The sequence below is a fragment of the Enterobacter cloacae complex sp. I1M genome (assembly GCF_014982425.1).
GTDB lineage: Bacteria > Pseudomonadota > Gammaproteobacteria > Enterobacterales > Enterobacteriaceae > Enterobacter > Enterobacter intestinihominis.
Window position 1 is genome coordinate 166,563 of sequence record NZ_JADCLG010000019.1, and the last position, 23,560, is coordinate 190,122.

Annotated in this window: 24 protein-coding genes; 8 read left to right on the forward strand and 16 right to left on the reverse strand. The window is 55.2% G+C overall.

The window, feature by feature from the left end:
• Nucleotides 1-2: 2 nt before the first annotated feature.
• Genes INF86_RS12125 through INF86_RS12135 form a run of 3 tightly spaced genes read left to right on the forward strand, consistent with a single transcriptional unit; the run spans nucleotide 3 to nucleotide 4,044 of the window.
• Nucleotides 3-2,528: a fimbria/pilus outer membrane usher protein gene (locus INF86_RS12125; RefSeq protein ID WP_193543563.1), complete on the forward strand. Its 2,526-nt coding sequence runs from the start codon at nucleotides 3-5 to the stop codon at nucleotides 2,526-2,528.
• Nucleotides 2,519-3,037 carry a fimbrial protein gene (locus INF86_RS12130; RefSeq protein WP_038415006.1) on the forward strand — a complete coding sequence of 173 codons (519 nt, stop codon included), beginning with the start codon at nucleotides 2,519-2,521 and terminating at the stop codon, nucleotides 3,035-3,037. The genes INF86_RS12125 and INF86_RS12130 overlap by 10 nt, the downstream gene beginning before the upstream one ends.
• Entirely contained in the window at nucleotides 3,037-4,044 is a 1,008-nt protein-coding gene (locus INF86_RS12135; protein WP_161177361.1) for a fimbrial protein, read from the forward strand. The genes INF86_RS12130 and INF86_RS12135 overlap by 1 nt, the downstream gene beginning before the upstream one ends.
• A 1-nt stretch (nucleotide 4,045) precedes the next feature.
• On the opposite strand, the gene INF86_RS12140 is transcribed toward INF86_RS12135, so the two are convergent.
• Nucleotides 4,046-4,570, reverse strand: a complete 525-nt coding sequence (locus INF86_RS12140; RefSeq protein WP_193543564.1) for a lipocalin family protein — start codon at nucleotides 4,568-4,570, stop codon at nucleotides 4,046-4,048.
• 117 nt (nucleotides 4,571-4,687) lie between these two features.
• On the opposite strand from INF86_RS12140, the gene INF86_RS12145 reads away from it, so the two are divergent.
• From INF86_RS12145 to INF86_RS22455, 5 genes are all read left to right on the forward strand, one after another.
• Complete coding sequence (locus tag INF86_RS12145) at nucleotides 4,688-5,413, forward strand: MerR family transcriptional regulator (protein ID WP_022646597.1); 726 nt, start codon at nucleotides 4,688-4,690, stop codon at nucleotides 5,411-5,413.
• A gap of 99 nt (nucleotides 5,414-5,512) precedes the next feature.
• Nucleotides 5,513-5,923: a hydroxyisourate hydrolase gene (gene uraH, locus INF86_RS12150; RefSeq protein WP_017383647.1), complete on the forward strand. Its 411-nt coding sequence runs from the start codon at nucleotides 5,513-5,515 to the stop codon at nucleotides 5,921-5,923.
• Between the two features lie 102 nt (nucleotides 5,924-6,025).
• Entirely contained in the window at nucleotides 6,026-6,985 is a 960-nt protein-coding gene (locus INF86_RS12155) for a DUF523 and DUF1722 domain-containing protein (RefSeq protein ID WP_022646596.1), read from the forward strand.
• Nucleotides 6,986-7,130: 145 nt separating this feature from the next.
• Nucleotides 7,131-8,219, forward strand: coding sequence for an AAA family ATPase (locus tag INF86_RS12160; protein ID WP_023305168.1), 1,089 nt, complete (start codon nucleotides 7,131-7,133; stop codon nucleotides 8,217-8,219).
• Between the two features lie 165 nt (nucleotides 8,220-8,384).
• The gene (locus tag INF86_RS22455) at nucleotides 8,385-8,558 is read left to right on the forward strand and encodes a hypothetical protein (protein ID WP_159425306.1); all 174 of its coding nucleotides are present in this window, start codon (nucleotides 8,385-8,387) and stop codon (nucleotides 8,556-8,558) included.
• An 86-nt stretch (nucleotides 8,559-8,644) separates the two neighbouring features.
• Here INF86_RS22455 and INF86_RS12170 read toward each other — a convergent pair whose 3' ends face one another.
• The 15 genes from INF86_RS12170 to INF86_RS12240 all read right to left on the reverse strand — a co-directional run bounded on the left by INF86_RS12170 (nucleotide 8,645) and on the right by INF86_RS12240 (nucleotide 23,389).
• The gene (locus INF86_RS12170; RefSeq protein ID WP_193543584.1) at nucleotides 8,645-9,028 is read right to left on the reverse strand and encodes a hypothetical protein; all 384 of its coding nucleotides are present in this window, start codon (nucleotides 9,026-9,028) and stop codon (nucleotides 8,645-8,647) included.
• A gap of 123 nt (nucleotides 9,029-9,151) precedes the next feature.
• Nucleotides 9,152-10,138: a GlxA family transcriptional regulator gene (locus tag INF86_RS12175; RefSeq protein WP_045621011.1), complete on the reverse strand. Its 987-nt coding sequence runs from the start codon at nucleotides 10,136-10,138 to the stop codon at nucleotides 9,152-9,154.
• Nucleotides 10,139-10,163: 25 nt separating this feature from the next.
• Nucleotides 10,164-10,943: an MBL fold metallo-hydrolase gene (locus tag INF86_RS12180; protein ID WP_193543565.1), complete on the reverse strand. Its 780-nt coding sequence runs from the start codon at nucleotides 10,941-10,943 to the stop codon at nucleotides 10,164-10,166.
• 89 nt (nucleotides 10,944-11,032) lie between these two features.
• Entirely contained in the window at nucleotides 11,033-12,283 is a 1,251-nt protein-coding gene (locus tag INF86_RS22640; RefSeq protein ID WP_023298992.1) for an HlyD family secretion protein, read from the reverse strand.
• Between the two features lie 6 nt (nucleotides 12,284-12,289).
• On the reverse strand, nucleotides 12,290-13,039 hold the full coding sequence (locus INF86_RS12190) for a hypothetical protein (RefSeq protein ID WP_193543566.1): 750 nt from the start codon (nucleotides 13,037-13,039) through the stop codon (nucleotides 12,290-12,292).
• Entirely contained in the window at nucleotides 13,036-15,132 is a 2,097-nt protein-coding gene (locus tag INF86_RS12195) for a peptidase domain-containing ABC transporter (protein ID WP_023305164.1), read from the reverse strand. The genes INF86_RS12190 and INF86_RS12195 overlap by 4 nt, the downstream gene beginning before the upstream one ends.
• A gap of 67 nt (nucleotides 15,133-15,199) precedes the next feature.
• Nucleotides 15,200-15,385, reverse strand: a complete 186-nt coding sequence (locus INF86_RS12200) for a hypothetical protein (protein WP_001196016.1) — start codon at nucleotides 15,383-15,385, stop codon at nucleotides 15,200-15,202.
• Nucleotides 15,386-15,408: 23 nt separating this feature from the next.
• Nucleotides 15,409-15,603, reverse strand: a complete 195-nt coding sequence (locus tag INF86_RS12205; protein WP_022646586.1) for a hypothetical protein — start codon at nucleotides 15,601-15,603, stop codon at nucleotides 15,409-15,411.
• 73 nt (nucleotides 15,604-15,676) lie between these two features.
• Entirely contained in the window at nucleotides 15,677-16,330 is a 654-nt protein-coding gene (locus INF86_RS12210) for a hypothetical protein (RefSeq protein WP_193543567.1), read from the reverse strand.
• A gap of 6 nt (nucleotides 16,331-16,336) precedes the next feature.
• Nucleotides 16,337-17,935, reverse strand: coding sequence for a hypothetical protein (locus INF86_RS12215; protein WP_022646584.1), 1,599 nt, complete (start codon nucleotides 17,933-17,935; stop codon nucleotides 16,337-16,339).
• The gene (locus INF86_RS12220) at nucleotides 17,913-20,507 is read right to left on the reverse strand and encodes a CS1-pili formation C-terminal domain-containing protein (protein ID WP_048966526.1); all 2,595 of its coding nucleotides are present in this window, start codon (nucleotides 20,505-20,507) and stop codon (nucleotides 17,913-17,915) included. The genes INF86_RS12215 and INF86_RS12220 overlap by 23 nt, the downstream gene beginning before the upstream one ends.
• Nucleotides 20,508-20,513: 6 nt before the next feature.
• Nucleotides 20,514-21,191, reverse strand: coding sequence for a fimbria/pilus periplasmic chaperone (locus INF86_RS12225; protein ID WP_022646582.1), 678 nt, complete (start codon nucleotides 21,189-21,191; stop codon nucleotides 20,514-20,516).
• 45 nt (nucleotides 21,192-21,236) lie between these two features.
• Nucleotides 21,237-21,860, reverse strand: coding sequence for a common pilus major fimbrillin subunit EcpA (locus INF86_RS12230; protein ID WP_003860995.1), 624 nt, complete (start codon nucleotides 21,858-21,860; stop codon nucleotides 21,237-21,239).
• A gap of 227 nt (nucleotides 21,861-22,087) precedes the next feature.
• On the reverse strand, nucleotides 22,088-22,558 hold the full coding sequence (locus tag INF86_RS12235) for a hypothetical protein (protein ID WP_022646581.1): 471 nt from the start codon (nucleotides 22,556-22,558) through the stop codon (nucleotides 22,088-22,090).
• 18 nt (nucleotides 22,559-22,576) lie between these two features.
• Nucleotides 22,577-23,389, reverse strand: coding sequence for a winged helix-turn-helix domain-containing protein (locus INF86_RS12240; protein ID WP_193543568.1), 813 nt, complete (start codon nucleotides 23,387-23,389; stop codon nucleotides 22,577-22,579).
• Nucleotides 23,390-23,560: the final 171 nt, after the last annotated feature.

Here is a 23,560-nt window from a genome sequence, read left to right on the forward strand (position 1 = left end):
ACATGAAAATTAAAATCCTGTGCGCCACGGCGATCGCCCTGGTGATTCGGCAAGCCGTGGCTGCCGAAAGCGAGCTGCACTTTAATCCTGCGTTTCTCAACGGCGAACAGGCAAACAGCGCCGACCTCGCCTGGGTCAACGCCGGGAGCGCGTTGCCGCCGGGCGAGTACAATCTTAACGTGTATATCAACACCCAGTTCGCGTTCACAGGTAACGTCACGTTTCGCGTCGCTGAAAACACCGCCGGTGAAGCCCTGCCGTGCCTTACACCTGCGCATTTCGCCGCACTTGGCATTGACAGCCGTCAGGCGAAAGGGGGTGAGCTGTCGCCTGCGCAGCGCTGCATTTTTTTAACCCGGTCGTTCGCCGATACCCGGTTTGATTTTGACCAGAGGACGCTTACCCTCAACTTCACCGTACCGCAAAGCGCGATGCGCGCTCTGCCGCGCGGGTACGTCAGCCCGGAGAGCTGGGAATCCGGCATCCCTGCCGCGTGGCTGAACTATGTGGTCAATGGCGCGAATAATGACTACCGGGGCGAGACGCGCACGCGGGAACAACAGCTGTTTGTGAGCCTGAACAGCGGCGCCAACCTGGGCGCATGGCGGCTGCGTGATTTCACCACGTGGACCAAAGAGAGTAACGAGCTCACCCACGTCCAGACCTGGCTACAGCGGGATATCCGCGCCCTGCGTGCCCAGGTTTATGCCGGTGAAACGTTCACCTCATCGCAGGTGTTTGACGCCGTTGGCCTGCGTGGGATTGCCCTGAAGACCGATGACAATATGTTGCCCGCCAGCCTGAGCGGTTACGCGCCTGAAGTGCGCGGCATTGCGCGCAGCAATGCCACGGTGACGGTTCGCCAGAACGGTAACGTTATCTATCAAACCTCGGTTCCGCCGGGGGCGTTTGTGCTGAAAGATCTCTATCCGACCTCTTCCGGCGGCGATCTCGCGGTCACCATTCAGGAGAGCGACGGCAGCCAGACGCAATACACCCTGCCCTTTGCCAGCGTGCCGAATCTGGTGCGTAACGGTCAGGTCAAATATGCTCTGGGGGCCGGGAAATACCGCCCTGCGGGCAATCAGATTTCGCCCTCCTTCGCGCAGGGCGAGCTGTTCCTGGGCTGGCGATACGGTCTCACGTTTTATGGCGGGGCGCAGTTTTCCGATCGCTACAACGGCCTGGCCTTAGGTATAGGGCAGAATCTCGGCCGCTTTGGCGCCTACTCCCTCGACCTCACCCATGCCCGCAGCCAGCTGGCTGATAATCAGCACTACACCGGGGATTCGGTGCGCCTGCGGTACAGCAAGCTGCTGAACGATATCGGTACGCGGGTCAATTTCTTCTCGCTGCGTTACTCAACGGCAGGGTTTTATACCCTCAGCGATACCACTTACAAAGGCATGGCGGGCGGAGCGCCAGAACAGACCGTAGAAGACGATGGCACCGTCACCACCCGCTACGACACGGTTTACAACCTGCATATGTCGCGTAAGGCAAAAAATCAGCTGCTGTTGTCGCAGCCGATGGGCGAATACGGCGCGCTGTCGCTGTCCTGGGATCAACAAACCTACTGGAATACGTCAAAAACCACGCAAAGTTTGCAGTTCGCGTGGAACGCAACGTTTCGTAATCTGTCGCTTGGCATCAGCGCCCAGAGTAGCTCTAGCCTGTACGACAACAAGAAAGACAATATCCTCGCGTTGTCCCTGTCGGTGCCGCTGGGTAACCCGGCGCTGTCGACCCGCCTCCGTTTTACCGCTACCCATGCGGATCCCGCTGGCACCACCGCGAGTACCGGTGTCAGTGGTTATCTGCCAGGACAGGAGAATCTTTTCTATAGCGTCAACCAGCGCTACAGCGCGCAGCAGCACTACGGCGGCGATGCCGCGCTGCAATACGAGGGCGCGTGGGGAGACTATAACCTGGGCTACAGCTACGCCGGTGACTCCCGCAACCTCAGCTACGGGATGAGCGGCGGTGCGGTGCTGCATGAGGATGGCCTGACGCTGAGCCAGCCGCTCGGGAACACCAATATCCTGGTGAAAGCCCCGGGCGCCAGCCATGTCGCCGTGCTCAACCACAAGGGCATCAAAACCGACAGCCGGGGCTATGCGGTGATCCCGTACGCCACGCCGTATCGCGTTAATCAGGTTGCGCTGGATGTCACCACCGTGGGCAATGACGTGGAGCTTGAGAACGCCATCGCCAATAAAATCCCCACCGACGGGGCACTGGTTCGCGCCACCCTCACCACGCGTCAGGGGGCAAAAGCGATGTTTATCGTGCGTCACGCTAAAGACGTGCTCCCCTTCGGCACGCTGGTCTCGTCAGAGGATGACAACGCCAGCGGTATCGTCGGCGATGGCGGCAGCGTGTATCTGACCGGCCTGTCAGCGAAGGGAACATTGCATGCCGTATGGGGACGCGACAGCGCCCAGCGCTGCACGATCCGCTATGCGTTGAACCCGAAAAATTATCAGGCCCGCACCGGGCTGTATTCCCAGGAGGTCATATGTCAGTAACCGTCCGGTTTCTCCCCCTGATCCTGCTGATGTTCATCACCGTCCCCGTACGCGGCTATGACGTGCTGGTTTCCGTGACCGGCAACGTGATCGGCAATACCTGTATTGTCTCGGAAGATTCGAAGGAGCAAAACGTGCCGCTGGGCACCCTCGGCGTAAAGCAATTTAGCGAGGCGGGGGCAGTCAGCAATATCAAAACGCCCTTCACGCTCACCCTTGAAGCGTGCGGCCCTACCTTTGCTGGCGTGAAAATCCGCTTCAGCGGTACGCCGGATGACGAGAACCCGCAGCTTCTGAAAGTCGCTGACGGCGGCGCGACCGGCGTGGCGGTGCAGATTCTGGATAAAGACAGCGTACTTATCCCGCTGGACACCCAAACCACTGCTTACGGCGCGGCGGGGGATGACAGCGTAAAAATGACCTTCTATGCGCGACTGGCCGCCACGGGTGCGCCGGTCAATGCCGGAGACGTTTCGGCAGTGGCGACCTGGACGACGGAGTATCAATAATGCGTTTACTGTTTTTAGGCCTGTTTTTCATGACCTCTCAGGCGCTTGCCCTCTCCTGGACATCGGATATCACCCTTTCGCCAACACCCATGTCATGGTCCGGCCCGGCAGATTCCATCGTGCCCGGAAATACGATCGGCTCTGAATGGAGCGCCACTGCGAGCGTCTCGGAAGTGTTCTGGTGCGGCCTGGTATTTACCTGCTCCAAAGGGACGCTGGAGCCGAGCAGCAGCGTAACGGCCACCGGCATCACGGTTATTCTTGATGGCGCCAGTTACATGGTATTTGAAACGGGCGTGCCCGGCATCGGCTTCATTCTTGGGCTTAAAGATTATAACGGCACCACCTATGTCCCGATGCAGACGGGCATTACGCAGAGTTATCCGGCCGACGGGACTAACGGTTACGCCTCCACACTGGGCTGGTCGGCAAAAGTGACGTTTATCAAGACCGGCGTTCCGCTGAAATCCGGCGTATACCAGACCCCCACCATTAATGCGGCGATCCTGACGGCCTATAACAACGAAGTGAAAACCGCGCAGGTGATCATCAACCCGACCACCATCACGGTGACGGCAAGCGGCTGCACGGTAGGCACGAAAAGCGCCAACGTCGACCTGGGCACCATTGATGTTCACACGCTACCCAGCGTAGGCAGCACCTCGCCATCGGAGGCGTTTAACGTCAGCCTGACCTGCGATGAGAACGTGGCGGTTAACGCAGTAATGACCGATCAGACCACGCCGTCAAATACCTCGTCGGTCGTGACGCTGACCGGGGACTCCACGGCCTCCGGCATTGGCGTGCAGTTTTTCTATAACGGTACCGGGCCGCTGATGATGGGACCAGACAGCTCGGCCGCAGGCACGACGGGACAGTTTTTCATCCAGACCACCAGCGCAGCACAAACGCTGTCGCTGCCGTTCCAGGCGCAGTACATCCGAACCGGAGAGCTGGTCCCCGGCTCGGCTAACGCCCTGGCGAGCATTACGTTTTCGTATCAGTAGGTCAGTGTTTAACCCACACCAGCTGATCGACCCGGAAGCCCAGATCGCGTGCGGTATTCAGGTTGTCCTGTTTTACCGCATCCGGAATGGTCGGGGTGCGCGATAAAATCCACAGGTAGTCGCGGTTCGGGCCGCTGACCAGCGCGTACTGGTACTTATCGTCCAGCTTGATCACGTTATAGCCGCCGTAGAACGGGCCGAAGAACGATACCTTCAGCGCAGCCGTAGTCGGTTCGCCGGTAAAGTACGCCTTTCCTTCGCTCTCATTCCACTTGTTCTTCACCGGATCATAGCCACGATTCAGTACGCTGATACCGCCATCGCTGCGCTTGCCGTACGTCGCGGTCACCTGTTCCAGACCGCGCTCGAAGCGATTTTCCAGTCGGGCGACTTCATACCATTTGCCGAGATAGCGGCTGGCATCAAAGCCGGTAATGGGCTGCACGCCTTTCGGCGGCGTGGGAGATTTACAGGCAACCAGCGTCAGCGCAATGGCGACACCGGTAACGACAGGCCATAGCCTCATGAGAACTCCTTTCAATTACGCGGTTGGACGTTAAGTGTAGCGCACCCGTGCGGCGCTTCATCCCGTCGGGGAATATTCGTAGTATATTGAGACTACTCCTTCTCTTCGGATGCAGACATGGCTTACTCCATCGGCGAATTCGCCAGACTCAGCGGCATCACCGCCACCACGCTGCGGGCGTGGCAGCGACGCTATGGATTACTCAAACCCGAGCGTACGGACGGCGGTCACCGCCTGTACAGCGATGAGGACGTTCAGCAGGCGCTGAAAATCCTCGACTGGGTTAAAAAAGGCGTACCCATCGGCCAGGTAAAATCACTGCTGGAACGTCCTGTGCCGCGCCGCGCCAATAACTGGCAAACCCTGCAACAGGCCATGCTGCAAAAGTTGCAGGAAGGGAAAATTGAATCCCTGCGTCAGATGATTTACGACGCCGGACGCGAATACCCAAGGCCAGAGCTGGTCACTAACGTGCTGCGTCCGTTGCGCAGCCAGATATCGGCCAACGTCGCCGCCGCCATGACGCTGCGTGAGATCCTCGACGGCATCCTCATCGCCTATACCTCGTTTTGCCTTGAGGGCGATAAAAAAGCGCCGGGCGATAACATCCTCATCAGCGGCTGGCATCTGAACGACCCGTGTGAGATCTGGCTTGAAGCCCTGACGCGCACCGGCCAGGGCCACCGCATCGACATTCTGCCGGTTCCCCCTGCCGCGCTGGCCCCGGAAATTTTCCCGGATCGCAAATGGCTGCTGGTTACCAGCGGTAAACTTACCGCCGCGCGGAAAAAGCAGGTTGCGCAGTGGCAGCAGCAGGTTTCCCTTGAGGTAATTATCCTCTGATTATTTTCTGCTGTGGCAAACTTCACGAAAAGTTGAATATTTTTTCGCGCAGCGAGTGCTAACGTTTTCCTGTCACCGACAACTCAACAGGAAAACACGATGAAAAAGACACTCCCTCTGATGATGCTGGCTACAATGGCTTTCGCCCCTGCCGCATTCAGCGCCCCGGCAGGCACCCTGAGCGTCCACGTTCTGGACCAGCAAACCGGTATGCCGCCAGCGGATGTGGCCGTCACGCTGGAAAAGCAGGAGCAGGACAAGTGGACCCCGATTGCCAGCGGTAAAACCGACCACGACGGGCGTATTAAATCGCTCTATCCGCAGGATCAGGATATGGCGCCAGGCGTCTATAAAGTGACCTTCAAAACCGCAGATTACTTCCACGGCAAAAAGCTGGACTCCTTCTTCCCGGAAGTGCCGGTGCTGTTCACCGTCACCCGCACCAATGAAAAACTGCACATCCCGCTTCTGCTCAGCCAGTACGGTTACTCAACCTACAAGGGCAGCTGATTGCTCTTGATTTTAAAGACGATTAAAAAATAATCCCGTCAATACTTGGACAAATACGCATTGTTGTGTAACTTTTAGATATGAGATCGGGAGGTGCACATCATGACAACAAAACCTGTGCTGGGTATTAGCGGATGTTTGACCGGTTCCGCCGTTCGCTTTGACGGCGGGCATAAGCGTATGGGCTTTGTGATGGATGAGCTGGCGCAGTGGGTCGCTTTCCGCCCGGTATGCCCTGAAATGGCTATCGGCCTGCCCACGCCTCGTCCGGCGCTGCGCCTGGTGATGACCACTGGCGGCGAGACAGAAATGCGATTCAGCAAAGCGCCGCACGATGACGTCACGCAGAAGATGGCCGCATTTACGGCAGATTATCTGCCGAAAATCGGCGATCTGTCAGGGTTTATCGTCTGTGCAAAATCCCCTAGCTGCGGCATGGAGCGCGTGCGGCTGTACGACGAAAACGGCAACCGGGGCCGCAAGGAGGGTGTCGGGCTGTTCACCGCCGCCCTCCTTGAAACTTTCCCCTGGCTGCCCGTCGAAGAAGACGGTCGCCTGCACGATCCGGTACTGCGGGAAAACTTTGTTGAGCGCGTTTTTGCTCTCCACGAACTGAACGTAATGCGTAAAAATGGCCTGACGCGCCGTGCCCTGCTGGACTTTCACAGCCGCTATAAGCTTCAGCTTCTGGCGCACCATCAGGCAGGCTACCGTGAAATTGGTCCGTTTGTGGCATCACTGCACGAGTGGGACGATCTGGACGCGTTTTTCGTGGCCTATCGCGACAAACTGATGAATATCCTGAAAAAACCCGCTTCGCGGAAGAATCATACTAACGTGCTGATGCACATTCAGGGCTATTTCCGTAACCAGCTGAACAGCCGCCAGCGCGGAGAACTGCGTGATGTGATCCTGCATTACCGGGACGGACTGCTGCCGATCCTCGCGCCGCTGACGCTGCTTAAGCATTATCTGGCTGAATACCCTGACCGGTATCTGATGACGCAAAACTACTTTGATCCCTATCCTGATGATTTGGGTCTGCGTCTGGCCGTTACCTGATAAGAAAGAAGCGAAGGCCCATTGACCCACAGAGGCCCAAAGCGGTACCCCGTTTAGACGACACCCTCACTGTCGTCTTTTTTTTGCGCTCAGCGTAAAATACTGTAATTCTGTACAGGTTAAGCATGCACAGCGGAGTACCCCGATGATCAAAAATCTGCATATTCAGAACTACCGCTCAATTCGCGATATGTCGCTTGAGCTGGAACAGCTCAACATCGTGTTCGGCCCCAACGGCACCGGAAAATCCAATATTTATAAAGCGATTTACCTGATGCACAGCGCGGCGCAGGGGCAATTCTCCCAGGCGCTGGCAAACGAGGGGGGAATTTTGAAAGTGTTCTGGGCGGGCAAAACCCGCAGCGACCAGCTGCGGCGCATGAACCTGGCGGTGGAAACGGAAACCTATGAATATGAGCTTCAGGTCGGGTTCGTGGAAAAGCTGCCCTATCCCTCACAGTTTCAGCTCGATCCGGTGATCAAAGAGGAAGCTATCTGGCTGAGCGGCCAGCACCGTCGTCCGTCGTCACAGCTGATGAAGCGTAAGAATCAGGCGGTTTTCCTGAACAACGTGCATCACGAAAAAGTGACCCACAGCGGTACGCTGTATGAGAACGAGTCGGTGTTCGGGCAGCTCGGCGAACCGCACCTCTATCCCGAAGTGTCGCAGATGCGCGAGTCCCTGCGTAACTGGCGCTTTTATCATGAGTTTTCCGTCTCATCCGGCTCGGCGATCCGTGCGCCGCAGGTGGGTTTTCGTTCCCCGGTGCTGGCCAGCGACGGCGCGAACCTGGCCGCCGCGTTTCAGACCATTGTCGAAATTGGCGACGAGCTGCTGCTGATGCGCATTCTCGACCAGGCCTTCCCCGGCTGCGTGTTTTACAGCGACAACACCGGCGGGCGCTTCCGCATGATGATGCAGCGCGAGGGGCTAAGCAGACCGCTGGAACCGGCAGAGTTCTCCGACGGCACGCTGCGTTTTTTGTGCCTGGCGGTGGCGCTGTTAAGCCCGCGCCCTCCCGCATTCATCGCCCTCAACGAACCGGAAAACAGCCTGCATCCGCAGATGCTGCCCGCTCTGGCAAGCCTCATTGCCGAGGCCAGCCGCTACTCGCAGATCTGGCTCACCAGCCACTCGCCGGAGCTGGCGCAGTTGATTGAGAAGCACCGATCGTTTTCGCTGTATCAGCTGTCGATGATGGAGGGGGAGACGCGGATGGAGCGGCTGGGGTAATGCATTTCTTTTATGCAGTCACCACTTTCAAGGTCGCCATCAACGACGAAGATGATTTCCGTCGGTATATACCTTCGGCGAATTCTGCGCTCGCGACAGATTATCAATACTGCGAATATTGTCGGAGGGCAACATCTCAGCGACGGACTCGCACGGATTAAATTTATGGATGATATTCGGCAGTTTGTGATGCAACAATTTAGCGCTACCCGGGCGGCCAGAAGTGATGAGGAGTGCATGGAGTGCCTGAAAAACATCCGGGCTGAGAACGAAAGTCTTCTTGAGCAAAGCAGAATGCTTCGCTCCCGTACTGCTCAGCTTTTTGCTCAGATTAACTAGTTAAAGAAAATAACAAAGTCGTCGGTCACGTTATCTCCCGCTGGATTTCTACCGCAAAGTCGACGGAATGAATCGCGCAGCGCTCACTATGAAAATTGTCGGCTGGGGTGTCTCTGCAAAAGTCTCGTTTGATTTAATTTCTTATGCGTCTGGCCAGAACGAATGTATTTCTTTCTGAAGCGCCAGGCTTTGTAAGCAATGATTGGGGGTTGAAAAAACCAGGCAATAATCAATACGATGAAAAGAGAAATACCGCCGGAAACAATATTGTAATGTTCAGCGAAAAAAAGAAGCGCCAGGAAAATCAGAGCCACAGCCGCAGTAATACACAGTACCATGATGAAACGCTTGCCCAACTCAAGCACCACCTCGAGCAGGGATGAACCATAACGGCTAACGTTTCGGTTCAGATACGCTAATTCTTTTACGGTGAAACCTGATTCAAGTAACTGCGTTTCAATATTGTTCATGCCACTACCTTTTCTTCTGGAAAGTAACGTGGATTATCTTAACCGGAAGAGAAGTGCTAGTAACCCGTCTGATGCATATCCATTACCGCCCGCTTTAAAGGCAAAGAAGTCGCCCACGTCTTTTTATTCCATCTCGCCAGCATTATTTTTCGCTGCAAACGGCTTAACGCGAAACGTCTTACGCCACTCCGCCGGACTGACGCCAAAGCGCGCCTTAAACTGCTGCCGATACGTCACCGCTGATAAAAACCCCACCTGCTCAGCGACGCTTTCGATTGGCAGACTGCCGGACTCCAGCAGGATCTGGCTGCGCCGCAGTCGCTCGGCGGTAAGCCAGTCGGCAACGCTCATGCCCGTCGCCTTGATAAAATGGCGGGTCAGCGTGCGTCGGCTCATCGACACCACGTCCGCCAGCGAATCCAGGTTATGCGGCTCGGAAATGTGCTGCTGAAGGTAGTCTATGAGACAGTTAATCCGCCCGTCGCGGGTATCTTTCGGCACAGGCTGCGCAATAAACTGCGCCTGCCCGCCCTCGCGGTGCGGCGGGACGATCATCCGGCGGGCAATCTGATTGGCGACGACGCTGCCAAAGCGCTGGCGGATGATATACAAACAGCAGTCGAGCGCGGCGGCGGTACCTGCCGAGGTGATCACATTGCCGTCGTCCACGTAGAGCGCGTTGATGTCCAGTCGAACGTCCGGAAACAGCGTCTGAAACTGGTGTTCAAACTCCCAGTGGGTGGCGGCCCGTTTGCCGCTGAGTATGCCGGCATAGCCCAGCACAAACGATCCCAGACACAGCCCAACAATTTCCGCCCCGTTGTCTCTGGCCTTAACCAGGCTGTCGAGCAGCGTCTGAGGCGGGCGCTCCAGTACGTGCTGCCAGTAGGGTACAACCACAATTTCAGCCGATGCGATCGCGGAAAAATCCTGCGTCGCATGCAGGGCAAAACCGTCTTTCGAGGTCAGGAATCCCGGTTTTTCAGCGCAGATCGTGACGTTAAAGCGCTTTTCCCCGGATACCGTATCGCCAAACAGAATGCAGGGGACGGAGTAGTGGAACGGGCTAAACCCGTCCACCGCGACAATAGCAACGTTAACAAGCGGCATCTGTCTCTCCTTTCCCCTTTAACACTCAGAATATAACGGTTTCGCCGTCCTGAGGAATGCTCACCGCGTCACTTATCTCGTTGGCGTCAACATACTCGCGCAGCGCGCGGCGGGTCAGCAGGCAGTGGTTGATAGCTTCCATATGGGTCGCCACGATTTTGGCCTGCGGCAACAGGAAATGCACGTTAAGCAGATCTTCTTCCCCCATGATAATTGGCCCAAACCCGTTGACGTGGGCGTAACCAGCGTTGAGCACGACAACGTCCGGCTGATGCTTTTGTAGATCGGCCGCAACCGCGTCGCGCCAGATGGTATCCCCTGCGATATAAAGCGTCTTCTCATCGGGATGACGGAAGACCACGCCGCAGGCTTCACCCAGACGCTCTGCCAGCTCCGGCACGGCGTAAGCGCGGTCAGTGCCGTGCTGGCCGCCATAAGTTTTCACAATCCGGATATCGCCGAACGTCGTTTCGTCGGTCATGACCGTCAGGTTGTGAAAGCCCTGTCCGCGCAGCAGCGCGGCATCGCTATCATTTTGCACGTAGATCGGCTTGTGTTTGGCGATCAGCTCAACGGCATACTGATCCCAGTGATCGTCATGGGTATGGGTGACGATCACCGCATCGGTGTCCAGCAGCGTTTGAACGTCAACGGGAAGCTCGACCATCGGGTTGCGAATATCGGCCCGCGCGGTGCCGGGAAAACCCGGATAAGCACCTTTTGGCGCCAGCATTGGGTCGATTAAAAAGCGTTTTCCCGCGTAAGTGATCAGCTGGGTGGTATTGCGAATTTGCGTAATGTTCATGGGCTATCCTCCGGTTGGTATGAGAAGGAGAATAGCCCCAGGGTGCCGTTAAGAATGTGGGCTAAAGGGCGATGATCGATGAAATCGGGTCAATCGATAAACCGCTTGCGCACCCTTTCCAGCGGCGCAATCAGCAGATTGATAAGCGGTTTACGATCGATAACGATATCGGCGTTCACCGTCATCCCGCCCATCAGCATGCGCTTTTTCTTGTCCGGGTCGGTAAACCAGGAGGGGACGCGCACTTTAGCCAGGTAGTAGTTCTGCCCTTCCTGGAGCGGGATCAGCGCCGAATGGGCATCAATGTTTACCTCATAGAAATCGGACAGCGTCGCCTCCACGGAACCGTATTTGTCCACGGGCCAGGAGTCGAAGCGCAGCTTAACCTTATCGCCTTTCGCCACGCGCCCCACCCCCGTTGCCGGAACATACAGGTACCCCTCCATCGTCGCCGCGGTATTTTTACGGATCACCACCACCACCTCGCTGTTTTGCGTAATGGCCCGGCCTGGCGGGAAGTTAATCGCCACCACGTAGCCATCTGAAGGGGCCAGCATCGCCATGGTGGAACTCCCCCGGCTGGACAGGTTGCGATCGATTTCGCTGATGCGGTTTTTCACGTACAGCTGCTCTTCGCTCAGCGAGTCAATTTGCGACTGGGTGCTGTCGGTCAGGCTGGTTTTGCGCGCCTCAAGCTCAAGAATAGTGCTCTCCTCCAGCGTCAGGTTGAGCTGGGCGTTGAGCACATCGTTATGGCTTTTATCGAGATCCACTTTGGAGACATAGCCCTTCCCGGAGACGGATTTCCACGCCTCGTAGGTGTCGGTGCTGTTTTTTAACAGCGCGCGCAGCTTCTTCACCTTATCGCGGGAAACGGCGATCTGCTTGTCAGTGAGAGCCAGCTGCTGCGCCAGATTTTTGCGATACGACGCAATCGAGTCCTCAATGGCCTGGATGCGCTGCTCGCTGCGCTTTTTCTCCGCTTCCATCTGCTGGCGGTCAAACTGCACCACCGAGCCCTGCTTGCCGCCATAGTCCTGCGACACGGTGAACAGCGGATCGTTTTCCTTCACGTACTGGCCGGGCCGGACGGCAAAATCAACAAGGGTTCCGGACTCTCTGGCGCGCACCTCCACATCGCCCTGCGCCGGGATCAGCACCCCGCGTGCCAGCGTGGTTTCCGAAAAGTTGAAAGCAATCGCAAAGACCAGCAGGCAGAGAAAAAAGGCGATGAACAGCGTCAGCACGGTTTTCAGCCGCGGCGCGTTGATTTGATAGCTTTTTGAGAAGTGGTGCGGGATTAGCGCCCGACGCTGTCGGCTTCGGTTTTTTAATTTCACGATATGTCATCCATGATAAATCACTGAAAGATCGTCCCATCCACTCCAGAGCGTGGGGGTTTTGCGCAGCGCGTTCAGCGTGTCGGCGGCGGCCAGACGGTAATCCTCTGGCGCATACGCCTGGCTCTCCAGCCCAAACTCTACCGCGCGCAGCGAACAGACCGGCAGCAGCGTTCGGACGCTGTAGCCATAACGCGATAAAAACCGCGTGGAGACGTCCGTTAACCACGCCTTGCGATCGCCTGCCTGAATTGGGAACAGTGGCGCATCCGGCAGGCGTTCATCCATCAGCAGCACCGTCACCAGGCGCTGAGGGGCGAAAAACGAGCCGGCGCGCCGTCCATCGTGTGCGGCCATCAGCTTGTGCAGCGCAGGGTGACGGGTAATAAACTGAAAGCGCACATCATCTGGCGCGGTGGCGAGCAACGCATCCATAATCAGGCCAAAGCCCGCCCAGCGCATGCCCATTAGCAGGGTGCGAGATGAACTGTAAAACCCCTGATCCTGCGTCCACTGCGCCACGTACGCATGCAGATCGAAGCGAACGTTGCGCGCCCACAGCGCGGGCGGGAAAATCTGTTCCACGAAGTTAAACCCGCTAAGCTCATGGGCATTCTGATGCAGAAAATCAGCCGGCACATCGGCCTCCGGGCAGGGCATAAACTGGCTGTAGTTTTGCGCAATCCGGTTTGCCATTAAGGTGCGTCCGGCCTGGCGCGCGCAGAGTCGGGCATAGAGACGCGGCAGAAACATCATGGCGCACTCTCCCGCAGGCTTCCGTTTTCCATGGTATAGAGACGCCCCTGACAGCCCACCACGTCCGGCGAGTGGGTAACAAATACCAGGCCAATCCCCAGGCTACGCAGGTTCGCCAGCACCTTTTGCGCGGTGGTCTTATCCAGGTTCGCCGTCACTTCGTCGCAGAGCAGTAGCTTAGGCTGGCTGTACAGGGCGCGCGCCAGGACCAGACGCTGCATCTCCCCGGCCGAGAAAAAGGTGTTCCCCGGCAGCATCTCCGTTTCGTAACCGTGCGGCAGACGGGCGACGACGTGGTCCACTTCCGCCAGCCGACACGCGGCGATGACCTGCTCTTTATCCGGTGCGCTGTCAAAGCAGGCGATGTTGTCCAGAATCGAGCCGGTGAAGAGAATATCGTCTGCATGGACAATGCGGATGTGCTGGCGCAGCGAGGAAAGATCGCACTCTTCAATGGGGATCTTATTGATCCGCAGCGTGCCAGACGATGACAGCAACATGCCGGAGATCAGACGCAGCAGCGTGGTTTTTCCCGACCCGCTCTGGCCCACAATCACCGCCTCTTCGCCCTGCTTCAGGGTCATGTTGATATGCTGTAGCGTGGCCTCCCGGCCTGGATAAGCAAATGAGACATCCTCAAATTGCAGACAGACCGGCGAGGTGACAATCCGCTTCCCAAACTGGCTGGTTTCAGAGGGGGCAAACAGCAGATCGCCCACGCGATCCAGCGGCCCCTTGAGGGCATTTTTGTCCAGCAGCTTCTGCGCCACCTGCACCATGGCATCGGAAAAATAGCGCTTATAGCTGATATAGGCGTAGAGCATCCCGATGCTCATCTGCCCTTCCAGGATCAGCCATGCGCCAAAGCAGACCACCAGCAGCTGCTCGGCATTGATCACCAGCAGCGAAGCCACGTCAAAGCGGGCCAGCAGCCGCTCTTTACGCATCAGCCCGGCGATGTGTTCGCGCTGGGATTTGTCCATCACCGCATCCCGGGCCTGCTCCATATTGTTCGCCTTGAGCGTAATGATCCCTTTCTGTGTCTCTACCAGCAGAGATTCATACTGGGCGGTACGCTCGATGGAGTCATCCACCGCGCGTTGATAGGGGCCGATCAGCGAAAAGCGGATCAGGAAAAACACGCCCATCAGCAGCATCGTCAGCAGCGCAATTTTGACGTTATACAGCAGCATAAACAGCAGGCTGGTGACGGCGATCAGGCTGGAAAAGAGAATTTGCACGTAACCATTGCTGATGAACTCCGCGCAGGCGTGGAGCGATTTTTCAATAGCCAGCACGATGCCCGGCGGGCGCGAGCGGAACCAGCTGGTCTGGGTGCGCAGCATGTAGTGGCGCACGGACTGGCTTAAATCGTCATAGGCAATATTACGCATCAGGATCTCAAGCAGCTGCTTGAGGAATTTACCGATGACTTCAAAGATAAAGACGATAGCGAAGATCGCGGTGAGCAGGATCACCAGATCGCTGTCGCTGCGGGAAATGGCCTCATCCATAATCAGCTGCACGTAGGTGGGGCTCGCCAGCATGGTGATGAGAGTAAAAATACAGAGCACAAACAGCAGCAGCTGGCGCTGGAACAGGCTCGGAGATTTATTGGCTAACCGGCCAAGCGTGAGCTTTTCATCCGGGGATTTCTTTTCGAAACACGGCGTGGGCTTAAGCTCAAGCACATAGCCGGAAAACAGTTTTTCCGCCTCTTTCAGGCGGTAACGACGCACGCCGCTGGCCGGGTCGTGAACGGTCACGCTGCGGCTGTCGATCTTCACGATGACCACGAAATGGTTGCCGCGCCAGAAGGCGATGAGCGGCAGCTCAGACGTTTCTATTTCAGTGATTTCGCCTTTAAGCACCCGGCCAGACATATTTTTATCGCTGGCAAGGGTCAACAATTCCGCCATTGAGGTTCCCGCATCGGCGGAAACGGAAATCTCCCGGCGCAGCTGGCTGACGGAGACATGGTGGTCATAGTGCCCCAACACCATCGCCAGGCAGGCCAGTCCACATTCGGTAAATTCATGCTGGCGAATAACAGGGGTCTTACCCTGTTTTTTATACTGAAAGAGCGAAAACATAATGATCCGTGGCTGAAATAAAAAAATGGCCCGGCAATGCGGGCCATGCGTACAACGTGCTTCTCGCTTAGGCGCTGAAGAAACCGCCGATGAAGCCGCCCACCAGGCCGAATACGCCACCGATGGTGCCGCCCAGCGCGCCTAACATCTGGCTGCCCGCGTTATAGCCCGCGCTTGCGCCCTGAATAGCGGCAGCAAACGGATCCCAACCACCGATGATGGCCTGTGCTTTTTTGAAATCGATAACTTGCATGATACTTTTCCTGTAAACGTGAATTAGTTGTAGCTACCAACCAGCGCGCCCAGGAAGCCCATTGCGCCACCCAGAACTCCGCCAACCACACCGCCAACCATGCCCATGATGCTGGCGCCAGTGTCGTAACCCAGCTGTGCACCTTTAACCAGACCAGCGAACGGGTTTAACGCGCCGCCAATAATGTCTTTCGCTTCTACGAATGAAATCGCTTTCATTTTTATCTCCTGTAGTGATGGATCTTTAGCATGATGCTAAAGGCTAATTTCCTTTTATGAAGGAAAGCGGTTGCTACGGGCAGGTGGTCAGCGGAATGATTTTATTGCCATAAATAATCATTCGCCTTGCAGCCTGCCCGGCATTATCTATTTCCAGCCGTTGCCCCGGAGGAATATATTTTGAATTATTGTATTGCGTACTGCACCCGACCGAGGAAACATATTTAAAATAGGTATTCCCGGTATTACTCACCACCCCGTTGCTAAACGCATAATCAAAATGTCGTGTCCATGGACGGACAATCAAAATAGCCTCAAGCGAGACCACCACATCCGACTGGATGCGCTGGCCTTTGCGCGTGATGACCTTTGCCTGGAGCGGCGTCTCGGTGAATTTTACGCGATAGTATCGCTCTTTGTTGTCATGCGGGCCGGTATAGTAAAATTTAAAACCCGCGCGCTCACCGCTCCCCAGCGTTAATTGCTTAGGCGAATACATGACTTCGCCGTCTTTTATTTCGGTTTCTTTTCCCTTCTCTATAGGAACGTCTACCTGAATAAGCGAAACGGTATAATTCTGACGTTCGCTGGTATCGTTTTTTATCGGCTGAAAAACAACTTCTCTTTCGGGAAGAAAATCAATATTCAGACTTTCGATAATTAAAGCATTTGCCCCTGTGGAAATGAAGCAATTTATTGCAAAAATAGCCAGGAATTTTCCAGTCATGGTTGATTAATTCCAGGATGCGCTAACATCTATTCTTCCCTGCGCGGTCACTTCGCCAAACCAGCTATTTCCGTCATAGGTGGTCTTCGATACCGGATTATCCATAACGAACTGGAGGATCAGCGGTGTTTTCCAGAGCCACATATCGGTCACGCCGGAACTCATTTTGTCCCACTCTTCCGCATGGGTGGCTGGCGCCGGGATCGACAGTACCTCGCCTTTACAGTTATGCGCCATGCGCGTCTGGCTTTTCCCCACCAGCACGTTGCCCGGAATGGGAACCGTAAAGCCGTTGCCGCTGAAGGCGCAGTAGTCCACCCCATTCAGGCTTTGAGTAGGCCCGGTGACTTTTACCGTGACCGCAATCGCCGCATCTTTTTGCGCCCCGCTGTAGGTGATGGTGTAGGGGATCTCAATGGGCGTTTCGCCGATGGCGCCTTTCCCTGAGCCGCCCAGACCGTCAGGATCGAGGGCGTAATCCGGGTTGTCGGGCGTAATCTCCAGCCCCGGCTGAATAGGGTTAATCACCAGGCCGCCCCCCGGCTGGAAGCAGAAATCCGCCGCCAGCGAGCTGTTGCCGGGCGTCAGGCACAGGCTGACGATATTGCCAATGCTGCTGCCGTCCCCCGCCTGCGCCACGCTCAGAATTAACGCCTTCGGCAAAAATATTTTAAGGTACGCTTTGCCGCCGTTTTTCTGCGGCGCCGCGAGGAAGGTGTTCGCCAGGACACGCGTATCACTCAGGATACCGCCGGAGATGCTGTACCAGGTGTTTTCATCGAAGGTCAGCTCGGCGGCAAGCCCGGTGCCGCCGTTCATGTGCGATTGCAGCACGCTGTTGACGCGGGAAGAGGTGAGCGCCAGCCCCCCGTTGTAACCGGAGATATCTTCCCCAACAAACGTGTATTCAAGCAGGTCGCACAGCACGCCAGAGATCGTGTTGCGGGTGTATTTGGTGCAGGTTGCCCCCGTTGATCCATCGACAATCGTCACCTCGCCGCTGATCGGGTCAATCCCCAGGTTGAGCGCCCTGGAGTTGGTCATGGTCAGCGTGCCCACCTTGTGAAGCGTATTGGTGGTGGTCACTTTGTTGATGGAGCTGATTTGCGGCGTGGAGGTGATGGTCACTTCATCCCCTGGCGCGGCGTTGAGCAGATAGTTAAAGAACGGATCGCCCAGGACCCAGCGCCCGTATGACGTGCCGGGCTCCATCACCGGCGGCTTGACCACCATCGACGTATCGGTATAGCGGGTCGTCGGGGTGTACCCCGTGTTGCCGCAGGACGAGGAACACGCCGTCCCTTTAAAGAACGGAGAGGCGCTGGAACCGGTCACCGAAAAGTCGATGGTCAGCGCGCTGCCTGCCGGACCGCTGTAGCTGTTGTCCGGGATGTAAGTGGCGATACCGTTATTCGTTTTCGCGCTCAGCGTCGGCCACTCACGCGAACCGTGTAAAAACGCGGTCGAGGTGCTGTTCAGACTAAACAGCCCCGCGCTGTTTCCCGTACCGTTATTGTCCGGATTATTAATGGCGAAATAGGGCAGCTCCTGCGCATGGGCCACCGCGCTCATCAGCAGCAAATTAAGAGCGAATATCTTTTTCATCGTCACGTTCCTGCGTTCCTTTTGCTTCCTGCCAGACGAAATCGCCTTTGTCGCAGGAGATGTCCCCGAGCCACAGCGCACCGCGGTTAGACTCAATGTCCAGGCGCACTTCGCAGACGCTGTCGTCCGGCGTGGCGATACTCAGGACAGGGTTGTTCTTATCAACGTCGATCACGAAGCGTCCGTCGTTCTCCGTCCGGGTCAGCCCAACGTGGTTTTTGATCTGCGTGGCGCCAATCGGATTGCCGTTTGCATCCACAAGGCGGCCAAACAGGGTGACGATTTTCTTCACCTGCGGCTTCATCACCACGGTATTGCCCGGATAAACCGTGATATGGCGACGCGCATTCGCGCCAATCTCATAGCTTTCCGTACCGGTTTCACTGTTCATCACTTCCAGGTCATAAGCCTGGTATGCCGGCAGCGACAGCCAGGTTTTATCCCCTTTGATGCGTTCTGCCCGGCCGTTAAGCTTCAGGGTCAGCGCTTCATCAGATTTGAGACCGGTACTGACAATCACCCCTGCGCTTTCGGTGCCTTTCCCGGCGGCGATGGCCTCTTTGGACCAGCCCACGCTGCCGTCACTGGTCAGCGTGGAGTTCCAGCCTTTACTCATGCCGCTCTGGACGCTGAGGATGTTGCTGTTCCACGGCGTGTCGAAGTTCACGCTGCCGCCGCCGCTTACGCTGCGATCCTGGCGGCTGTTAAAGGCTTTCGAGACGTTGGCGGTGGCCGATTTCAGGTAATCGCCTTCAAACTGGCGGCTGGCGCTGACGTTCAGCGCCGTGCCGGTATCGCGATTGTGGGAAACGCCAACCGACACGGTATTGCCGAGCGGTATGGCGAAATCGAGCATCACGTAGCGATCTTTCTCTTCGTAATACCCGTCGTATTTGTTGCGCGACATCCCCACCCGCAGGCGCGCTGTACCGTAGCGACCGGCGTATAACCCCTGGGAGTAGTCCAGCTGATAGCGTTTATAGCGATAGAGGTCGTCCTCCTGACGCATCAGACTCAGGTTGCCCGCTGAGGGCAGGCCGAACGACGGCAGGCTAAAGGAGGCGCCCCAGGTGTTGCCCTTGCTCTCATAGATATCGAGGAACTTGCCGCTGGAGAGCTGTTCATGGGAGTACCAGACCGAACCGATCTGCCACGGCAGGCTGAGATTCGCGCCGTAGTTGGCGCGGTACGTTCCGTCGGAGGCGGCCATGGTCTGGGTATTCACCGAGAAATAGCCCGTCAGGTTCAGGGAGGCCCACAGCTCGCTGACGATGTGTTCCCGCATCATGTAGGTGGAGGCGTTCCAGTCGACCATCCCGCTGCGCTTGCTGAACGAGGCCCCCACCAGCGACATGGTGTCTTTATGTTTGGTGTCGTAATCGTAGTAGTAGGTGTTGTCCTGCTCGTTTTTGTGTTTCGCGTATTTTTTATAATTGACGACGGATTTATCGCGGCTATACATCCCGCCCCACATCTGCCAGCGCAGCGTTTCCGACACGTTGCTGGAGAACGGCTTATTCACGGTGTACATGCTACGCGACACGGTGCGGCTTCCGCTCACCACCTCAACTTCGATGCTGTAGATCCCGTAGGGCAGGCTGCTGGTGTCAATTTCATGGTTGCCGACGTCAAAGCGCTGAATCCCGATAAGCTGCCCGTCACGACGAATACGGGCCTCGCCCGCCGTGGGGAAATAGACCACCACAGGCGTCAGAGAGAGCGTGTTATCGCGCTTACGGGAGTTGGCCTGGTTGCCCATGGAAACGCCGTAGACTTCACCGCCGGAAATCCCGCTGACGCTCGCCAGAGACTGCATCGCCCAGCCGTTCAGCATGCCCGCGGCGTAGCGCATCCCCTGATAGTCGCGCTCCCACATAACCGCGTTCATCTGGGTATCGCTGCTGCTCTCGTTGACGTAGCCAGAGCCGTCGATCAGCACATGATCAACGCCCATTGAGATCCAGTTTCTTGCGTTCAGATACCCCGACGACCAGCTGTCACCGTAGCCGCTCTCGGTGTGATACGCCCCGAGGTTGTAGGAGAACGTGCCGCTCAGGTCGTCAGACTCCGGCGCATCAATGTCCACCTCACGCGGGCGAATATTCACCCCGTAGTCGCTCTGCGACAGATTCAGCAACAGGCGCATTTTTTTCTGATCCAGCTCGAACGCCGAACCCGTACTTACCGGAATGCGCATCTGGTCATCAAACTGCTTGTCGTTAATGCTTTGCAATAACGTTCTCATCTCTTTTGACAGACGAATGCCGTTATCAGACTCCTGGACCTGAACGTCCCTCAGCCCCAGCTTCAGATCTTTTGCAAAGAGCGTCACGTCACCGATACGAACATATTCGCTCGCCGTGCCTTCGTGGTTCCCTTGTTGTGCTGAGTGTGAACGCGTATTCACCAGATAGACGGGAATTTTGATCCCCTGCTCCAGCAGTGCATAAAGCGAGTCGGGAAAACGGTAATTAGCGATAACCACGGAGCTTGAGGCTGCATGCGCAAGCGCGGGCAGCGTGCCGGATGCGCAAGCCATCATCACCGGCAACACTAATTTATTTTTCACCATGCATCCTTACTTAACAGGTATGAACTGTTTCAGGTCCCATATTCCGAGATGAAAATGGTTATCCGTAACGTTGATATCCTCGATAGCGCGCGAGGTATCCGGCATCAGGTAGAAGTTTTTGGTACACGGCGTAGTCGGTGATTCCGGATTCGGCTTCAGGCAGGTTCCGGTCGCATTGACGCGAAAAGCGGTGTTGCCCTTATTCGTTATTTTCCCCGCCACATAGACGAAGTCGATCTTCTTATCACGGGGCTGAACCACCAGAATGGTGCTCACCACCGCGCGCGTCATCCCGGTACCGTTTTTTGGTGAACCGCTGTCCACCTCTTCGCTCACCCCTTCATCCGTGAAGGTAATGCGGTAGTAACGCTCTTTGTTATCGGCGTTCCCGTGATAGTAAAATTTGACAATATTGCTGGTACCGGCGGGCATTACCATGCGCGTGGGCGTCAGCAACAGCTCGTCCACTTTCTCCGGATTAATGACGATCCCTTCATCCATTGGGCTACTGATCCGCTGTGCGCGAACAGAAACAATACGCACGCTGTCTGCTTCGTTTTTTATTTCCTTGGCGGTGGAGTCAGCATCCGCAGGAATAATGGTGGTGACTTTTCCCACATTAATGGCCAGCGCGGAGGAAGAGATAAATAATAAAAATAAGAAGGCGGATTTGAGGTTAAACATGCTATTTCCCTAAACAGGGGCTTGCGCCCCTGGATCGATCAGGCCTTAGCCCCAGGTTGCGCGGAACGCAACAGATACGGTCCCTTCCCACAGGCTGTTGGTCAGGTCTTTGAACTCTTTCGCAGTACCCGCGTTGTCCTGAGCGGAGTCAACGTAGAAGACGAATTTGTCCTGGCCGGTAATTTCGGTATCTGCCGCCGCGCCTGCGCTGGTGGTCAGGTTCCACAGGCCAGAAGAGACGCCGGTGTTAGAAGAAGAATCAACCAGCGTGGTCCATGCGGTTGATTTCGCCCCCACGGTGCCACCGATAGAGCCCAGGTCGTTACCGCCCCAACGCGCACCCACTTTCAGCTTGGTCGCTTCACCGCCCACGCTGAACAGCGTGTTATTTGAATCGTCGAGGATAGCTTCGAGTTTGAAGCTGGTCGCCGTAGAGTGATCGCCACGGATAGCCACATCAAACAGACCGGTATCGGTGTTGAAAGATTTGGTATTGGCGCTGTAAACGAAGTTCAAAGCACGCGTTGGCGTAACAACCAGGTCGGATTCGCTGTCTTTGGTCGCGGTTGCCTGCCAGGTGGCAGAAGCCGTCGTTTCTGCTGCATTAACTGCGCTCAGGGCAGAAACAGACAGCAGGGAGCCCAGAACGATAGCGTTCAGTTTGTTCATTTATTTAGTCCTTCAAAAAAGAATCCACGTGTATAAAAAGGGGAGCCCCTTTTTCGAGGCGGAGTATAGACAGCCGCAAAATAACGAGGCAATACAGAAAAATTCACTCGCCGGAGAATAACAATAAAAATATAAATAAATTTCTCGTATCTTATTGTTACGTATTGAGTAAATCACTCAATTTCCCGAGCAATAGATAAATATCGATTTTTCAATAAAGAGAAATATCAGGACGTCGGAACAGCCACACACATCATTACAGGCAAAACCAGCCCCTTAATTAACCAGGCGTGCGGTTTAACGCGGGTAATATAGAAGAAGTTGATATTATCAAGTAACATTTCGTTTACAACGCCATCCGGCGCCGCATCATCTTCAGATTTATTCAGCTTTTTATCCTTAATATAAAAGATATTGCTTCCATCGACTTTTTCCACGCTGAGCGTGTAATTTCTGTCAATCAGGTAGCTTTTGCCCTCTTTCTTGAGTACGCCTTTATGAATAACCGTCACAACATCTTTGTTGTTAAACAGGAAAAGCGTGGTTAGCGACATATCGGTTAACTCACCCGTGGAATAGGTTTTCCAGGAAATGGTATCTGACTGGCAGCCAAACCCCTCATCCTGCGTTCTGGTAAAATAGATCCACAACAACGCGATGGCAGACAGCGCCAGTACGATACTGAACAGTACACTCATTTTAGTCCTTGACATATTTTAACTCCCGGTCAGGCTTCTGTAAGAAATGCAGTTCTTATAATCGTCGATACTGTCCTGCTGATAACAGATGGCCAGGAAATAATTTTCTATCTGCGACTTTTTAAACCTGGAATAGTAAGCATCTGCAACCTGGTGTTGACAGTCGATATGTTGACTGGCAATGACCTCTTTTACGTGATTAAAGTAGTGCTGTCGCGGCTGATACATATTCTTATCGATCAGGTATACCGTACACCGGTCTACTTTACCGAGCAGATGCATATCAGAATCTTTCAGGCTCTCGGCATAGGAATCCCTTTGGTGCAACAGTAAAACAGCGGTGCCGATAACGGTAATCAGTAATAACGTGCAAAGAGAAATAAAGAGTCTGTGCAGCGATATTAATTGTTTAGGCGGATCGGCATCTTTCTTATGCGCTAGCGTATCGAATGCTTCAGAGGCAGATTGCTCACTAAGCGTTGAAACGACCGGCGGCCTGACCGTGTGATGTTCAATATGCGCGGCAAGGCTAAATCCCTTGCCACGTATCGTTTTTATCAGTAAAGGATCGCCTCCTAAAGTACGAAATGCTTTTCTGATTTCACTTATGGCAACATTCAGACTTACCGAAGAACCAGAGAAACCATGATCCTCCCAGACCTTCTTTATCAGGTCGTCTCTGTCGAGAGTTTTACCATTATTGATGATAAGTTCATAAAGCAGACGACCCGCCTGGTTAGATAACTTAATGGATGACTCTTCCTCTCCATTAATCATGATCATACCGGTGTCGACTTCATAAAGCATTGTAAGATCAATGAGATACTTCATATTATTATTACGCCATTGTTAAAATTATGTGCATTTGCCAGGCAATAATAAGTCTAAAGTTTGTGTGGTCAAGTCGCGTGATATTAATTGAGAGATGAATTCATAAAGCTTCATTAATTAACAATTATTAAATCATTAATAAAAATATTCGAACTAACGCATTTAGGTTAA

Bases quoted from the DNA above. Each gene is read 5' to 3' on its own strand.
- INF86_RS12155 (WP_022646596.1), top strand. From the start codon at position 6,026: ATGACAACAAAACCTGTGCTGGGTATTAGCGGATGTTTGACCGGTTCC.
- INF86_RS12180 (WP_193543565.1), bottom strand. From the start codon at position 10,943: ATGAACATTACGCAAATTCGCAATACCACCCAGCTGATCACTTACGCG.
- INF86_RS12170 (WP_193543584.1), bottom strand. From the start codon at position 9,028: ATGAACAATATTGAAACGCAGTTACTTGAATCAGGTTTCACCGTAAAA.
- INF86_RS12220 (WP_048966526.1), bottom strand. From the start codon at position 20,507: ATGGTGAAAAATAAATTAGTGTTGCCGGTGATGATGGCTTGCGCATCC.
- INF86_RS12130 (WP_038415006.1), top strand. From the start codon at position 2,519: ATGTCAGTAACCGTCCGGTTTCTCCCCCTGATCCTGCTGATGTTCATC.
- uraH (WP_017383647.1), top strand. From the start codon at position 5,513: ATGAAAAAGACACTCCCTCTGATGATGCTGGCTACAATGGCTTTCGCC.
- INF86_RS12175 (WP_045621011.1), bottom strand. From the start codon at position 10,138: ATGCCGCTTGTTAACGTTGCTATTGTCGCGGTGGACGGGTTTAGCCCG.
- INF86_RS12160 (WP_023305168.1), top strand. From the start codon at position 7,131: ATGATCAAAAATCTGCATATTCAGAACTACCGCTCAATTCGCGATATG.
- INF86_RS12135 (WP_161177361.1), top strand. From the start codon at position 3,037: ATGCGTTTACTGTTTTTAGGCCTGTTTTTCATGACCTCTCAGGCGCTT.
- INF86_RS12240 (WP_193543568.1), bottom strand. From the start codon at position 23,389: ATGAAGTATCTCATTGATCTTACAATGCTTTATGAAGTCGACACCGGT.
- INF86_RS12205 (WP_022646586.1), bottom strand. From the start codon at position 15,603: ATGAAAGCGATTTCATTCGTAGAAGCGAAAGACATTATTGGCGGCGCG.
- INF86_RS12145 (WP_022646597.1), top strand. From the start codon at position 4,688: ATGGCTTACTCCATCGGCGAATTCGCCAGACTCAGCGGCATCACCGCC.
- INF86_RS12235 (WP_022646581.1), bottom strand. From the start codon at position 22,558: ATGAGTGTACTGTTCAGTATCGTACTGGCGCTGTCTGCCATCGCGTTG.
- INF86_RS12215 (WP_022646584.1), bottom strand. From the start codon at position 17,935: ATGAAAAAGATATTCGCTCTTAATTTGCTGCTGATGAGCGCGGTGGCC.
- INF86_RS12225 (WP_022646582.1), bottom strand. From the start codon at position 21,191: ATGTTTAACCTCAAATCCGCCTTCTTATTTTTATTATTTATCTCTTCC.
- INF86_RS22455 (WP_159425306.1), top strand. From the start codon at position 8,385: ATGGATGATATTCGGCAGTTTGTGATGCAACAATTTAGCGCTACCCGG.
- INF86_RS12200 (WP_001196016.1), bottom strand. From the start codon at position 15,385: ATGCAAGTTATCGATTTCAAAAAAGCACAGGCCATCATCGGTGGTTGG.
- INF86_RS12195 (WP_023305164.1), bottom strand. From the start codon at position 15,132: ATGTTTTCGCTCTTTCAGTATAAAAAACAGGGTAAGACCCCTGTTATT.
- INF86_RS12140 (WP_193543564.1), bottom strand. From the start codon at position 4,570: ATGAGGCTATGGCCTGTCGTTACCGGTGTCGCCATTGCGCTGACGCTG.
- INF86_RS12210 (WP_193543567.1), bottom strand. From the start codon at position 16,330: ATGACTGGAAAATTCCTGGCTATTTTTGCAATAAATTGCTTCATTTCC.
- INF86_RS12190 (WP_193543566.1), bottom strand. From the start codon at position 13,039: ATGATGTTTCTGCCGCGTCTCTATGCCCGACTCTGCGCGCGCCAGGCC.
- INF86_RS12230 (WP_003860995.1), bottom strand. From the start codon at position 21,860: ATGAACAAACTGAACGCTATCGTTCTGGGCTCCCTGCTGTCTGTTTCT.
- INF86_RS12125 (WP_193543563.1), top strand. From the start codon at position 3: ATGAAAATTAAAATCCTGTGCGCCACGGCGATCGCCCTGGTGATTCGG.